Origin of the sequence: Pragia fontium, from assembly GCF_900638655.1 — a bacterium.
GTDB classification, from domain to species: Bacteria; Pseudomonadota; Gammaproteobacteria; order Enterobacterales; family Enterobacteriaceae; genus Pragia; species Pragia fontium.
Genome location: NZ_LR134531.1, coordinates 745952 through 760301 on the forward strand (window position 1 = coordinate 745952; position 14350 = coordinate 760301).

Below are 14350 nucleotides of genomic sequence, written 5' to 3' on the forward strand. Positions count from 1 at the left end.
ACTGAGTTTTCTATTTGTTAACTAATTTAGCTGGAACGGTGTAAGTTAATATTGCGCCACAAATCATCATTAAAGCTAAGATACACATAGCTAATAGATTGTCGCCGCTGATACTTTTAAAGTAGCCAATAATATAGGGAGAGATAAACCCGCCAATATTAGCAAAAGAGTTAATCAGGGCAATACAGGTTGCTGCACATCCACCGGTAAATATCGCGTTAGGTAAACTCCAAAATAGCGGTGAAGGTACCAGACTCGCTGCAACGGCGACACATAAAGCGATCATGACGGCGGTTTTATCGTCCTGGAACAGACCAATACAGATAAGCGCAACGGCAGCAATCAGGAAGGGAACTATCATATGCCATCGTCTTTCTCGGTATTTATCTGAACTACGAGCCGCCCATAGCATGGCGACCACCGCCAGCATATAAGGGAACATGGTCATCACCCCAACATCGAATACTGACTCAACGCCGGTGTCTTTAATGATGGTTGGTACCCAGAATGCCAGCCCGCCTTGCCCCATAACGGTACAAAAACAAATTAGAGACATTTTGCTAAAGTTCCAGGACTTCAGCATCTCTTTGGTTGTCCACTCTTTACCGCTGTTACATGAGGTACTTTGTTGACGCTTGGCTTCTTTCATATCCTCGTCAATTAAGTCTTTTTCTCTTTTGGTCAACCATTTGGCTTTGCTATAGGTATTATCAAGGAACAGGAAGATCACCAGAGCGGTAATCAATGCCCGAGGCCCACTGATAAAGAATAACCATTTCCAGCCGGACAGATTCATTAACCCGTCCATACTTTCAATAATCCATCCGCACAGTGGACCGCCGATAATATTACTGATAGGAATGCCACAAACGAACAGTGCCGTCATTTTGGCTCTGCGGCTGGATGGGAACCAATAGGTTAGATAGAGAATAACACCAGGATAGAATCCGGCTTCCGCAATCCCCAGTAGAAATCTGGCGATATAGAATTGCGTCGGCGTGGTAATAAACATGGTTAACATTGAAATAGTGCCCCAAACAATCATCAGAAAGGCGATGATCCGTCTGGCGCCATAGCGGCTGAGTAAAATATTACTGGGCACTCCGGCGATGATATAGCCGATAAAAAACACACCGGCACCTAAGCCATATACCGTTTCAGCCATGCCGACATTGCTACCTAATAAATCAGGCATCATCTGGAACTTGGCAAATGAGATTCCTACGCGGTCGAGATATCCGACAATATAGCTAATCAGTAGGATTGGCATGATCCGCCAGGCTATTTTTGAATAAATTGCATCTTTTTCAACATGAAGGGTTGATGGGATTGATTCAGCCTCCAGGGGCTTATTTATTTCCATTTGACAACTCCTTACTACAAGTAATTAGCTGTAGCTAATTTTAATGAGATTAAATATTAAAGTCGTAATGTGATACGACTTTAATATTAATTATAAAAATCATGCGGGATGATTGATTTTATAATTGGCCATGAGTTCTAATGAATTAACCATTGCTGAATGGTCCAGATGTCCGCGACCATTAGCCACGCACGAATTAAATAATTCCTGACATGTGGCAGTATTCGGCAGGCTGATGCCTAATATACTGGCACCCTGTAAGGCTAGTTTTAGATCTTTCTGATGCAGTGCTATTTTGAATCCTGGTTCAAAGTTGCGTTTAATGATCCTTTCACCATGCACTTCTAATATTCTGGAAGAGGCGAAACCACCCATAAGGGCATTTTTCACTTTTTCCGGGTTAGCGCCGGCTTTGGCGGCGAATAACAGGGCTTCGGATACCGCTTCAATGGTGAGTGCCACAATGATCTGATTAGCTACTTTACAGGTTTGTCCGTCACCATTATCACCAACCAGGGTGATATTTTTACCCATTAGTTCAAGCAGCGGTTTAACTTGATTAAATACTTCTGGTTTACCGCCGACCATGATGGTCAGGGATGCCTGTTGAGCACCGATTTCACCGCCGGATACCGGAGCATCCAGATATTCACCACCAAGCTGACGAACCTTTTCTGCAAATTTTTTGGTTTCGATAGGTGAGATGGAACTCATATCGACAATGATTTTATTGTGTAGGTCAGTTTCGCTACAGCCATTCTCGGCGAACAAAACTTCTTCAACGTGCGGCGTATCCGGCACCATAATAAAAATGATATCACTGGCTGCGGCAACCTCGCGGGCAGTAGCACAGACCTTGGCACCCGCGCTTAACAGCGTAGATGGAACATCACCGATGGTATTGACGTGTAGCTGATGGCCACCCGCAAGAATATGACCAGCCATTGGCGTACCCATAATCCCTAGCCCGATAAATCCGATTTTCATGTTATTACCTCGTGCGAACGTTAATTTTTAAGTTAAATAATTTTTCTAGCCACATAAAAATGAATTAATAAGTATCCTTATCCCAGAGAGATAATTAATGATTAATATGTGGCTAGTTTTTAATGCTATTTAGAGCTGATATTTTTTAAGCCATTTCAGCCCAGTTTCCGTTGACTGCTTGGGTTTATATTCGCAGCCTATCCATCCTTTATAACCGAGCTCAGCAATGCGTGAGAATAAATACTCATAGTTAATCTCACCGCTGCCAGGTTCATTTCTTCCTGGGTTATCGGCAATTTGGATATGGCCTATTTTATTTAAATGTTTTGCGACGGTTTCAGCTAATTCACCTTCAGTTCTTTGCATATGATAAATATCGTATTGAACATAAAGGTTATTAGAGTTAACTGATTTGATTAAATCCAGCGCTTGCTCGGTTCCCTGCAAATAAAAGCCGGGAATGTCATAGTTATTAATCGGTTCAATTAATAGCTGGATATTCTCTTTTTTTAACTCATTAGCGGCAAAACTCAGGTTATCAATCACCGTTTGATCGACCAATTGCTTATTGGCGTCCTGCGGCGTTTTACCAATAAGGCAGTTGATTTTATCGTTACCAAGTAGTTTGGCGTACTCAATAGCGGCGCCAACACCATCCTGAAATTCTGAGACTCGGTTAGGTAAGCAGGCAATTCCTCGTTCTCCCTGTTCCCAATTTCCCGCAGGTAAATTATGCAAAATATGGGTCAGGTTATGATCATCTAACTGATCCCGCAGCTGCTGTTTGGAATAGGCGTATGGAAACATATATTCCACCGCTTTAAATCCATTTTTGGCAGCGTGGGCAAAGCGATCCATAAATTCATATTCGGTAAACAGCATTGATAAGTTAGCTGAAAATTTAAGCATGATAAGATCCCTTTTATTGATATTTCATAAAACAGGTTTCGGTTGGTGCATCTTCCATCCGGTCAGTAACTGGCTCAAACTCATTAACATTGTCGATCTCGCCACCCATCGAAATATTGGTGACTCGCTCAAGAATAATTTCAACCACTACCGGAACACTGAACTGCTTCATTAACGCCTGAGCTTTGACTAATGCAGGCTGGATATCGTCCGGGTTAAATACTCTGATGGCCTTACAGCCCAATCCTTCGACGACTTTAACGTGATCGACGCCATACCCGTTTACTTCACTGCTGTTAATATTGTCGAATGACAGCTGTACGCAGTAATCCATATCGAACGCGCGCTGAGCCTGACGGATCAGTCCTAAATAGGCGTTGTTCACTAAAATATGGATATAAGGCAGTTTGAATTGCGCACCGACGGCCAGCTCTTCAATCATAAACTGGAAGTCATAGTCACCCGAGATAGCAACGACTTTACGTGCTGGGTCAGCGACACACACACCCAAGGCCGATGGGATTGTCCAACCTAAAGGACCGGCCTGACCACAGTTAATCCAATGGCGAGGTTTAAAGACGTGTAGCATTTGCGCCGCGGCAATTTGTGATAAACCAATGGTGGTGACGTAGCAGACATCGCGACCAAAAGCTTTATTCATCTCTTCATAAACCCGCTGCGGTTTCACCGGCACATCATCAAAGTGAGTTTTGCGTAACATCGTGCGTTTACGCTGATTACACTCTTCAACCCATGCGGAGCGGTCAGGGATGCGGTTTTCTGCTTTCATTTTTTTGGCTACGCTAACCAGTAGCTCAAGTGCGGCTTTAGCATCGGAAACGATGCCCAGATCGGGGCAGAGTACTCGACCAATTTGGGTTGGTTCGATATCGATATGGATAATTTTGCGGTTAGCAACATACTTATCAACCGAGCCGGTATGTCTGTTTGCCCAGCGGTTACCAATACCAAAGACTAAATCTGATGCCAGTAAGGTCGCATTACCATAACGATGTGATGTTTGTAGCCCAACCATACCTGCCATTAACGGATGATCGTCAGGGATTGTGCCCCAACCCATCAGGGTAGGAATAACCGGAACCTGACAGATTTCAGCAAATTCTTGTAATAATGCTGAAGCATCCGCATTGATAACCCCACCGCCCGAGACGATAAGCGGCTTTTCTGCTGACATCAGCATATCAATGGCTTTAACGATTTGCTGTTGGCTTGCCGTTGGTTTATAAACGGAAATCGGCTCATAGCTGTCCGGATCAAACTCAATTTCAGCGACCTGAACATCATAAGGTAAATCGATCAGTACCGGGCCCGGGCGTCCTGAACGCATGGTGTGAAATGCTTGCTGTAGTACGCGGGGAACCAGTGCCGGTTCCAATACGGTAACGGCCATTTTGGTTACCGGTTTAGCAATGGACTCGATATCAACCGCCTGGAAGTCTTCTTTATGTAAGCGGGCACGAGGAGCCTGTCCGGTGATGCACAGAATTGGAATCGAGTCGGCAATGGCCGAGTAGAGTCCGGTAATCATATCGGTGCCAGCCGGGCCAGATGTACCCAAACACATGCCGATATTACCTGGATTAGCGCGAGTATAGCCTTCGGCCATATGGGACGCACCTTCTACGTGCCGGGCCAAATAATGCTGAATTTTCCCGTGTTTATTCATTGCCGAGTAAAACGGGTTAATCGCGGCTCCTGGAACGCCAAAAGCGACGGTAATTCCTTCTTTTTCCAGTACGTGCATTGCTGCTTCTACTGCGCTCATCTTTGCCATTTTTAACCACCTTATTCACTGAGTGTTTTAAACTTTACTAATTACTTTGTTGGAATTATTTTCCAACTTGTAAAAATCTTAAAAAAAACCGCTATGACTGGCGGACAGTATAAAATTACATTTAATTCAGTGACATACTACTAAGCTACCTACGGCGGTGACTGCGTCAAACCGGTTGATAACCTAATGCGGTACTAATATTTTGTGCCGTGGTATGTACTAACTTACCTAACTCTTCAAACCTTTCCTGTACTACTCTGGTACTCGGTCCTGATATGGATACTGATGCGACAACATCATGATTCTGATTAAAAATTGCGGAAGCAATGCAGTTTAACCCTATTGCATGTTCTTCGTTATCAATGCTAAATCCACGTTGTTTGGACTGTGCTAAATCCTGTATCAGTTGGTTAAAACTATTTAACGTATTGTCAGTAAAGACTTTTAATCCATTACTCACAATGACTTCCAGAATTTCTTCTTCAGGAAGCGAATAAATTAGCGCTTTCCCTGCGCCGGAAGCATGTAGCGGTAAGCGGCTGCCTATTGGTGCACACATTCTAATCATCGACTGACATTCACATTGGCTAATAAGAACCGCCTCATTAGAATTACAGATAGCCAGATTAGCCGTTTCACCAGATAGCGCCATCAGCCTCCTCATAAAGGGTCTGGCCACTGAAACTACATCACTATTGCGCGAATAGGATGAGCCGACAGTAAATAATCCTAACCCAATATGCCACCATCCAAGCTGAGCATCCTGATAAATAAATCCCGCATTCTCAAGGGTCTTGAGCAGTCGGAAAGAGGTCGATAGAGGAAGATCTAACTTTTCTGATAATACGGTCACAGATGCACTCCCTCCCGATTCAGCCAAGTATTGCAGTATGGCAATGCCTCGTTCTAATGCTTGAGTCCCTTTTTGTGGGGCTGCGTTAGCCTGAGCGGGGCGTCCTCTTCGTCCTGTTGCGTTCATGACTTAACTCTCCGGTAACCGACTATTCATGGAATAGCCTTTTCATGCTGGATGATTCATTGATACGACAATAGTATTCAATTTTCACCTGACTGTCGTTAGTTCCCGGAATAAACTGATATTAAAGTTCGAGTTCGTACACATTTGGCAACTTTTTGACTACGCAGTTATTTTCCCCTGCGCGGTCAACGGTAAAAAACTCGGTCTCTTTTTGATAGGCAAAAAGAGGGTGGTGCCACACGCCACAATGGTAGTTAACTCCCTGAGTACCATCGGTAATAAAGGCGCGTAGTGTATTGGTGTCAATATCTTCTCCTGGCTGTGCCACGATAATGACAAACTTCTCTCCCCTAAGCGGCATAAATGCCTGAGTCCCCAATGGGTGTTTTTCCAGTAATGAAACTTTAATGGGCATTGGGCTAGGTTTAGCCTTATTAATGCTCATTAACACCCGGTCTTGCTCGAAGAACTCAACTTTGGCTAAGTCATGAAACCGTTCAGTCATACCTTCATTAATAAAAAATGAACTGGCTCCCTCTATTTGTATCACGTCACCATAAGGTTTAAACGCTTCACGCGTAAGAACCTCTACTTCTAACTTCATGATATACCTCATTAATTATATGAAAATGTGCTGTTATCCGGTTTAACTGGATGGTCGAAGCCTTATATTTCATTTCTGTTGCTTAATTACTGTACCAAGCTTTTTTTTTTAAACCAGATATAAATTGGAAATATTTTCCAAAATAAGATGTGCAGCACACAATTCAATCATGTGATGTATTTAATTCTTTATTTATCAATGTATTGTGTTTTTGAATCGCAGGGGGATTGGGTGCTGAAGGAGCATTTATTCAATTTATCATGTTGTTATTTGTCGCGTAGCGGTGCCATTAATTGATGTTTTTAGCACCTTAATTCACCATGCATTGTCACTCTGCTTCTTTATCGTTAGGCATATCATCGGGGGAGATCACGATTTTTGCCCAGCGATACATACAGGTTGCGTAACAGCCACTAGAATTAAAATCACAATATACTCGATGATTGCAATATCACAGGAGTTCAGATGATGACACTTCAGGTAGGAAAACTCGCTTTAAAGCAGTCTGGACCACTCCCGCTGTATGCCAAAGTCAAAGAGATGGTGGCGGATAAAATTCTCTGCGGTGAGTGGCGTCCCAACGATCGTGTACCTTCTGAAACAGAGCTAGTTCAATTATTGGGTTTTAGTCGCATGACGATTAATCGGGCTCTGCGTGAGCTGACTGCCGAAGGATTACTCATCAGAATGCAGGGAGTCGGCACCTTTGTGGCCGAACCTAAAAGGCAATCTTCTCTGTTTGAAATCCAGAATATTGCGGATGAAATTCTTGCCAGACATCATCAACATCGTAGTGATGTGATGTTGCATCAGGCTACGGTAGCCGACAGAGAGCAGGCTATGGCATTAAATATCTTGCCCGGTAGTGAAATTTTCCACTCGACGATTATCCATTATGAAAATGAGGTGCCCATTCAGATCGAGGATCGCTATGTGAATCCAGCAATCGCACCGGATTATCTAAAACAGGATTTCACTCAGTTGACGCCGAATATTTATCTCAATTTGGTGGCGCCATTGACCGAAGGGGAGCATATCGTTGAGGCGGTATCCGCAACTGCTCAACAAAGTAAATGGTTACAGTTGGCTCCCCATGAGCCCTGTCTGCTGATTTGTCGTCGTACTTGGTCAAAGCAGCATCATGTTAGTTATGCCAGGCTCTTATATCCCGGTTCACGTCATCGCCTAAAAGGGCACTTTATGTCATAAGTGATGCCGTTGGTGATGCCATGAATGGCTGACAGGTGCTAGGGTGATTTTCAAGGACGATGGCTAGTCTGTCTCAGGCTCAATCTATTGGGATTACCCACGAGGCTTTTTGGTATTAAGCAGTAAATTAAGAATGTCCAAGCCAATACTTTATTTATTTCTCCTGAAAAATTAGCCGATGAGCATCTGCTCATTGGTTCTATTGCCGAGCTCATACTGCCTTATGGTTGTGTTCTGATACACAACATGAGCGATTCTTTCCTCTGTTCTTCTCGCTAGTCAGGCTAATGGCTAAGTGATCAATGAATGACAAAACCACCATGTCTAGCGCTTACTTTTTCCTTTGACTTGAAATGTTAAATTTATGTTTATTTTATTTGTGATTTGTGCCGCAAATTCAATTAATTTTTTAGGCTGTTTTTAATAGAAATCGTGGTAATAAGTCACCGCGCTTGCTGTGTGATTTCACTTAATATCATGTAAATCAATAGCTATTTAATTTTTTTCATCAGGGTGCGTCATGCTTTGCCGGTAAATGGCCAGATAAGCGTTTATTGAATATGCATGTATATACAACTATATGTTAATCAATGGTTGCATTGCTTGACACCTTGCTTGTTATATCGGGTTTTACTGCTGGTTTTTATCCGTAACTAAGGGACATCGTTACGACTGTCAATGGCGTAATAGAACCGTACTCATTTATGGAATAGCGGCCTTTTAGCAAACTCATTGAAAAGCCGTCTGAGTTCAAACGAGTACATAGTCTTACTTGTATCAGCGGAGCATTGAGAACGATATGGCGAAAGAAACACAGCAAACAGAACGTTACCAGCCACTGAGTGGCGTGCGGGTACTGGACTTGAGTCGGGTCTTGGCCGGGCCTTATTGTACAGCGATGTTGGCCGACCTTGGTGCGGAAGTGATTAAAGTTGAGGCGCCAAAGCACGGTGATGACAGCCGACATTTAGGGCCTTTTCTCTCCGGTGAAAGCGTTTACTACGGACTGATTAATCGTGGTAAGCGCAGCATTGAACTGGATTTCAAATCTCCGCAACACCAACAGCATTTTTATCAGCTGGTCGCCGATGTCGACGTGGTGGTAGAAAATTTCCGTCCCAGCGTGACACAGCGGTTGGGGATCGATTTCGATACCTTGAAGCAATATAACCCTCGATTGATTTATGCCAGCATTTCCGGCTTTGGTCAGCATAGCCCTCTGGCGAAGCATCCAGCCTACGACATTATTGCTCAGGCGATGTCTGGATTAATGAGCGTTACCGGTTTTCCGGCAACTGGCCCCACCCGTAGCGGTGAGTCATTAGGCGATGTTTGTGCCGGGATCTATGCTGCCTGGGCCATTAGTAGCGCATTATTTGCCCGGGAACGTCATCATCCTGATGCCCAATATATTGATGTGGCAATGTTAGATGTGCTGGTCAGTATGCAGGTCACGGGGTTATCTAATCTGTTTGCCCACGGTAGTGCACCGGGCCAGATTGGTAATCGCCATCCTGTTTCAACCCCCTTTGATACTTACCGTGCTGCCGATGGTTTGGTGGTGATTGCCGTAGCCAGTCAGCGCCTGTTCCTGCGTTTGTGTGAATGTATGGGGCAGCCTGAATTGGCGAATGACGTCCGCTTTATTGATGACGCCAGCCGAACTCAACATGAGCAGTTGTTAAAGCAGAAAATAGAACACTGGACGGCAGCATTCAACGTCGCCGAGTTATGCGATCTGTTATTAGAAGCCGGGGTTCCTGCCTCGCCAATCAATAATCTGGCGCAGGTAACGGAGAGTGAGCATGCTCAAGCTCGTCAGTTACTGGTGCAGCCGGCGGATCAAGGTAAACCTCTGGTTGTACAGCCGGTATTCTTTAACGGCCATAAACCCCACGTTACGACCCGAGCACCGCAATTAGGGGAAGCAAATAGCCTATACGGTGTTCCGGCTCACTCTTTACTAACAGGAGCAACTCATGAGCTTTGAAATTAATGAAACAGAACGCGCCATTGTTGATGCGGTTGAGAGCGTATCGCAGGATATTTTGAAGGCTCAGGCGCAACATTATGATGAGAATGAAATCTTCTGTCAGGAGAGTTTAACGGCGCTGGGTGAAATGGGCTGTATGGGCATTAATTTACCGGAAGCCTATGGCGGGTTTGGCGTCAGTAGCGTGGCGATGAGTCAGGCGGTTGAAGCGATTGCCGCGTCTTGTGCCTCCACCGCATCTGCGTTGACCGCCCATTTTTTAGCTACTGATTCCATCTTGATTGGTGGAACCGAAGAGCAAAAAAACAGTTGGTTGCCTCGCGCCGCCAGCGGTGAGCTATTAGGGGCTTTTGCCTTAACTGAACCGGCGGCGGGCTCTAACCCCGCGGATATGCGCACGGTGGCGAAACGTGAAACCGACGGTTGGCATATTCAGGGCAACAAACACTACATTACCAACGCCCGCGAAGCCGATTTTATTGTGCTGTATGCCAAAACAGCGCCTTCAGAAGGCCATAACGGCATCAGCGCTTTTATTATCCCTAAGGGGACGTCCGGTATTACGTTTTCCAGTCCGGAAAAAACCATGGGGCTACGGGGAAGTACCATCTATGAACTGGCATTAGATTGCTGGTTACCAGACTCAGCGTTATTGGGTAAAGAGGGGCATGGATTTGCAACGGCCATGGAAGTTTTGGATCGAGGTCGCGTTGAGGTCGCCGCCATGTCTCTTGGCATTGCTCGTGCCGCCATGGAAAGCAGTTTGCAATGGGTACAAGATCGGCAAATTGGTTCAAAGCTGTTAATGGCCTATCAAGGAACCCAGTGGTGCCTGGCGGATATGCATACTCGTTTACAGGCCGCGCGCATGTTGACCTGGCAAGCCGCTGAAAAACGCGATAGTGGCCAACGCTTTAGCCTTGATTCAGCGACGGCAAAACTGTTTGCCGCAGAGTGTGCCGGGTTTGTTACCGATGCAGCATTACAGCTACACGGTGGTTATGGCTACATTCGTGATCTACCTTTAGAGCGTTATGTACGCGATGCACGCATTCTACGTATCTTCGAGGGAACGTCTGAAGTACAAAAAATCATTATTTCCCGTAGCTTATTGAACAGCCGATGAGCGGCGTCATTCACTACGTCATCATTAGATGACGGACGGTGAGTGTGCTCAACGCTTTCCTGAGCTGGGTAATACAATAAGAAAAGGCAACATCACCCGAGTCTGTTAGATAACGAGAGGAAGCATATATCATGGCCATTGTTGAGAATTCACAACAAGAGACAATACTCCCATCTCAGGGAGCCCCATTGATTGAGTCACGTTCCATTGACTATATTCCTGAAGCTGAGCGACACGGCAGTCTATTCAGTCAGTTTACCCTATGGTTTGGCGCTAACTTGCAGATTACCGCGATTGTTACCGGTGCATTGGCGGTGGTACTCGGCGGTGATGTGTTCTGGTCTTTGATTGGGTTATTGATCGGCCAGATTTTAGGCGGATGTGTGATGGCCTTGCATGCGGTACAGGGACCGAAGCTCGGCTTACCGCAAATGATCTCAAGTCGCGTGCAGTTTGGTGTTTACGGCGCAGTACTGCCGATTATTTTAGTCTGTATTATGTATGTTGGTTTCTCCGCCGGTGGTACCGTGCTGGCGGGACAGGCCATTGCTCAACTGGTCAACGTCAGTAATTGGTTTGGCGTGCTGATTTTTGGTGCGGTAATTATTGGCATCACCATTTGCGGTTATCGGGTGATTCATATTTTAGGTAAAGTCGCCAGCGTAGTCGGGATAGTGGTTTTCTTTTATCTGTTTTTTAAAATCCTGTATGGATATGACATACAAGCGCTACTCAGCAATCGTCACTTTACACTGGCTAACTTCTTATTAGCGATGTCTTTATCGGCCTCTTGGCAAATTGCTTTTGGCCCTTATGTTGCGGACTACTCACGTTACCTGCCGAGTAAGACTTCCACCGTTAAAGCTTTTCTGGCGGTAGGGTTAGGTACGGTGATAGGCACCCAGGCTTCAATGGTGCTGGGCGTATTTGCTGCGGCATTGGCCGGCGATCGGTTTTCTGGTCATGAGGTGACGTACATCGTGAGTCTTGGTAGTACCGGATTAATTGCGGGATTGCTCTATTTTGGCATTTTCTTTGGCAAAGTAACGATTACTGCACTGAATGCTTACGGTAGCTTTATGTCTCTGGCCACGATTGTTAGCGGATTTCGCGGTAAACCAAGCGTATCACCTAAGCTACGCCTGTTTTTTATTATCATGATGGTGGGATTTTCTACCCTGTTAGCGTTGCTAGGACAGCATTCATTTCTCAAGATTTTTACCGCTTTCCTCCTGTTCCTGCTGGCATTTTTCACGCCATGGAGCGCCATTAACCTGGTGGATTACTATCTGGTGACCAAAGGTCGCTATGACTTACCGGCTCTGTCAGATCCAAACGGTCGTTATGGTCGCTGGAATATGCCCGGCATTATTACCTACCTGTTGGGGCTGCTCATTCAATTACCGTTTATTGCCACCAGTTTTTATACCGGTGCGCTGGTGGATGACCTTGGTGGTACGGATATTTCCTGGATTGTCGGTTTAGTGGTCACCGGTGTGATTTATTACTTCGTCACCAAGATCTGGCCTCCATCGGTAGCACCGGCACTGATATTGCCTGACAACCGTTAGCCGTATTGATGTTATCGAGCTCTATTTTTCATCGTTCTTTGACGACAGTAAAAATGAAGGGGTATTAAATGAAAATATTAGTCGGCGTAAAACGGGTTATTGACCATAACGTTAAAATACGTATTAAAGCGGATGGTTCAGGCGTTGAACTCGCCAATGTCAAAATGTCCATTAATCCATTTGATGAAATCGCACTGGAAGAGGCGGTACGTCTGAAAGAAGCCGGGGTAGCGACTGAAGTTATCGCCGTATCGATCGGCGATAAACTCACTCAGGAAACATTGCGTAGTGCACTCGCGCTTGGGGCGGATCGCGCTATCTTGATCGACAATGTGAATGGGATACCCCTTGAGCCGTTAGATATCGCTAAACTGCTGAAAATCGTCAGTGAGCAAGTTCAACCTCAACTGATTTTATTAGGTAAACAAGCGATTGATAATGACGCTAATCAGACCGGTCAAATGCTGGCGGCACTATTAAAATGTGGTCAGGCAACCTTTGCCTCGAAACTCAATATAACGGATAGCCAACATATTGAAGTAACTCGAGAAATTGACGGTGGGCTGGAGACGCTGGCTCTGACATTACCTGCCGTAGTCACCGCTGACTTACGCTTAAATCAGCCTCGTTATCCCAGCCTGCCGAATATTATGAAAGCCAAGAATAAGCCATTGGATGTCCTCCCTCTGGATTCGCTGAATTTTGCGCCAATTAATCAGCTAACAACTTTGAAAGTATCAGAACCAGTGAAACGTCATGCGCAATGTGAGTGGTTAGAAAATGCGGGACAGCTGGTTTCTGTTTTAAAAGAACATAAAGCGATTTAACTCAAGAGGGCACTGAAAATGAGCAATTCCATGATTTTAGTGATCGCTGAACATGACCATAAAACATTAAAAAGCAGTACATTGAATGCAGTTACCGCTGCGCAACAAATAGCAGCAGCGGAAAGCGCTAATATACAGCTGTTAGTGGTGGGTTATCAGTGTCAGGCTGCGGCAGAAATGGGCCGTAGCATTGCCGGTGTGAGTCAGGTATTGGTTTGTGATGCAGCACACTACGCCAGTCAATTGGCGGAAGAGGTCACCGAAGCCATTGTGCCATTGGCTACTGGCTTTAGTCATATTATTTTCCCGGCCACCAGCTATGGCAAAAATATTGCGCCACGGCTGGCGGCGACGCTGGATGTGGCGCAGATATCTGATATTACCCAAGTTTGCGATGCACAAACCTTTGTCCGCCCAATTTATGCCGGCAATGCATTGGAAACGGTACAGAACAATGGGCATCAGTTAGTGATTAGCGTTCGTTGCTCCGCTTTCTCTCCGGCGAAATATAGTGAACAGAATGCGCCAATAAAAAGCGTCAATGGCGCTGCCGTTTTTGGGGTATCACAGCACATTAGTCAATCATTAACGCCGTTTTCCCGTCCTGAGCTGACCACCTCAAAAATCGTTATTTCCGGTGGACGCGGCTTGAGCTCCAAAGAGAATTTCCAATTGATTGAGAAAATTGCCGATCAATTAGGGGCGGCGATTGGTGCCTCAAGAGCCGCCGTCGATGCGGGTTATGTACCGAATGATTATCAGGTGGGACAAACTGGAAAAATCATTGCGCCTGATTTGTATATTGCCGTGGGGATTTCAGGGGCGATTCAGCACATCGCCGGAATGAAAGAAAGCAAACTGATTGTGGCGATAAATAAAGACAAAGATGCACCGATTTTCCAAATTGCGGATTACGGTATTGTCGGCGATCTATTCCAGATTTTACCCGAATTAGAAAAAGCACTGGTTTAGCACCGGTGTGGCTTT

12 protein-coding genes are annotated in these 14350 nt (G+C 45.3%); 6 read left to right on the forward strand and 6 right to left on the reverse strand.

Features of this window, described 5'->3' with window-relative positions:
- Positions 1 to 10: 10 nt before the first annotated feature.
- The 6 genes from EL341_RS02995 to EL341_RS03020 form a co-directional block, all read right to left on the reverse strand.
- On the reverse strand, positions 11 to 1363 hold the full coding sequence (locus tag EL341_RS02995) for an MFS transporter (RefSeq protein ID WP_047779988.1): 1353 nt from the start codon (positions 1361 to 1363) through the stop codon (positions 11 to 13).
- Positions 1364 to 1462: 99 nt separating this feature from the next.
- The gene (gene glxR / locus EL341_RS03000; protein WP_047779989.1) at positions 1463 to 2350 is read right to left on the reverse strand and encodes a 2-hydroxy-3-oxopropionate reductase; all 888 of its coding nucleotides are present in this window, start codon (positions 2348 to 2350) and stop codon (positions 1463 to 1465) included.
- 129 nt (positions 2351 to 2479) lie between these two features.
- Positions 2480 to 3259, reverse strand: a complete 780-nt coding sequence (gene hyi, locus EL341_RS03005) for a hydroxypyruvate isomerase (protein ID WP_047779990.1) — start codon at positions 3257 to 3259, stop codon at positions 2480 to 2482.
- A 13-nt stretch (positions 3260 to 3272) separates the two neighbouring features.
- Positions 3273 to 5054 (reverse strand): glyoxylate carboligase, encoded by a 1782-nt coding sequence (gene gcl / locus EL341_RS03010; protein ID WP_047779991.1) that lies wholly within the window; start codon positions 5052 to 5054, stop codon positions 3273 to 3275.
- A 166-nt stretch (positions 5055 to 5220) separates the two neighbouring features.
- Positions 5221 to 6033, reverse strand: coding sequence for an IclR family transcriptional regulator domain-containing protein (locus EL341_RS03015; protein WP_047779992.1), 813 nt, complete (start codon positions 6031 to 6033; stop codon positions 5221 to 5223).
- 121 nt (positions 6034 to 6154) lie between these two features.
- Positions 6155 to 6637 carry an ureidoglycolate lyase gene (locus tag EL341_RS03020; protein ID WP_047779993.1) on the reverse strand — a complete coding sequence of 161 codons (483 nt, stop codon included), beginning with the start codon at positions 6635 to 6637 and terminating at the stop codon, positions 6155 to 6157.
- A gap of 468 nt (positions 6638 to 7105) precedes the next feature.
- Between EL341_RS03020 and hutC the strand changes: the two genes are divergently transcribed.
- The 6 genes from hutC to EL341_RS03050 all read left to right on the forward strand — a co-directional run bounded on the left by hutC (position 7106) and on the right by EL341_RS03050 (position 14335).
- Positions 7106 to 7846 (forward strand): histidine utilization repressor, encoded by a 741-nt coding sequence (hutC, locus tag EL341_RS03025; RefSeq protein WP_047782483.1) that lies wholly within the window; start codon positions 7106 to 7108, stop codon positions 7844 to 7846.
- A gap of 799 nt (positions 7847 to 8645) precedes the next feature.
- Entirely contained in the window at positions 8646 to 9836 is a 1191-nt protein-coding gene (locus EL341_RS03030; protein WP_047779994.1) for a CaiB/BaiF CoA transferase family protein, read from the forward strand.
- Positions 9826 to 10965 (forward strand): acyl-CoA dehydrogenase family protein, encoded by a 1140-nt coding sequence (locus tag EL341_RS03035; protein ID WP_074820280.1) that lies wholly within the window; start codon positions 9826 to 9828, stop codon positions 10963 to 10965. Before EL341_RS03030 ends, EL341_RS03035 begins: the two co-directional genes overlap by 11 nt.
- Before the next feature lie 131 nt (positions 10966 to 11096).
- A complete protein-coding gene (locus tag EL341_RS03040; protein ID WP_074820278.1) occupies positions 11097 to 12536 on the forward strand; it encodes a purine-cytosine permease family protein in 1440 nt (479 codons plus the stop codon).
- Between the two features lie 68 nt (positions 12537 to 12604).
- Positions 12605 to 13363, forward strand: a complete 759-nt coding sequence (locus EL341_RS03045; RefSeq protein ID WP_047779997.1) for an electron transfer flavoprotein subunit beta/FixA family protein — start codon at positions 12605 to 12607, stop codon at positions 13361 to 13363.
- 18 nt (positions 13364 to 13381) lie between these two features.
- A complete protein-coding gene (locus EL341_RS03050) occupies positions 13382 to 14335 on the forward strand; it encodes an electron transfer flavoprotein subunit alpha/FixB family protein (protein WP_047779998.1) in 954 nt (317 codons plus the stop codon).
- Positions 14336 to 14350: the final 15 nt, after the last annotated feature.

Bases quoted from the DNA above. Each gene is read 5' to 3' on its own strand.
- EL341_RS02995 (WP_047779988.1), bottom strand. From the start codon at position 1,363: ATGGAAATAAATAAGCCCCTGGAGGCTGAATCAATCCCATCAACCCTT.
- glxR (WP_047779989.1), bottom strand. From the start codon at position 2,350: ATGAAAATCGGATTTATCGGGCTAGGGATTATGGGTACGCCAATGGCT.
- hyi (WP_047779990.1), bottom strand. From the start codon at position 3,259: ATGCTTAAATTTTCAGCTAACTTATCAATGCTGTTTACCGAATATGAA.
- gcl (WP_047779991.1), bottom strand. From the start codon at position 5,054: ATGGCAAAGATGAGCGCAGTAGAAGCAGCAATGCACGTACTGGAAAAA.
- EL341_RS03015 (WP_047779992.1), bottom strand. From the start codon at position 6,033: ATGAACGCAACAGGACGAAGAGGACGCCCCGCTCAGGCTAACGCAGCC.
- EL341_RS03020 (WP_047779993.1), bottom strand. From the start codon at position 6,637: ATGAAGTTAGAAGTAGAGGTTCTTACGCGTGAAGCGTTTAAACCTTAT.
- hutC (WP_047782483.1), top strand. From the start codon at position 7,106: ATGACACTTCAGGTAGGAAAACTCGCTTTAAAGCAGTCTGGACCACTC.
- EL341_RS03030 (WP_047779994.1), top strand. From the start codon at position 8,646: ATGGCGAAAGAAACACAGCAAACAGAACGTTACCAGCCACTGAGTGGC.
- EL341_RS03035 (WP_074820280.1), top strand. From the start codon at position 9,826: ATGAGCTTTGAAATTAATGAAACAGAACGCGCCATTGTTGATGCGGTT.
- EL341_RS03040 (WP_074820278.1), top strand. From the start codon at position 11,097: ATGGCCATTGTTGAGAATTCACAACAAGAGACAATACTCCCATCTCAG.
- EL341_RS03045 (WP_047779997.1), top strand. From the start codon at position 12,605: ATGAAAATATTAGTCGGCGTAAAACGGGTTATTGACCATAACGTTAAA.
- EL341_RS03050 (WP_047779998.1), top strand. From the start codon at position 13,382: ATGAGCAATTCCATGATTTTAGTGATCGCTGAACATGACCATAAAACA.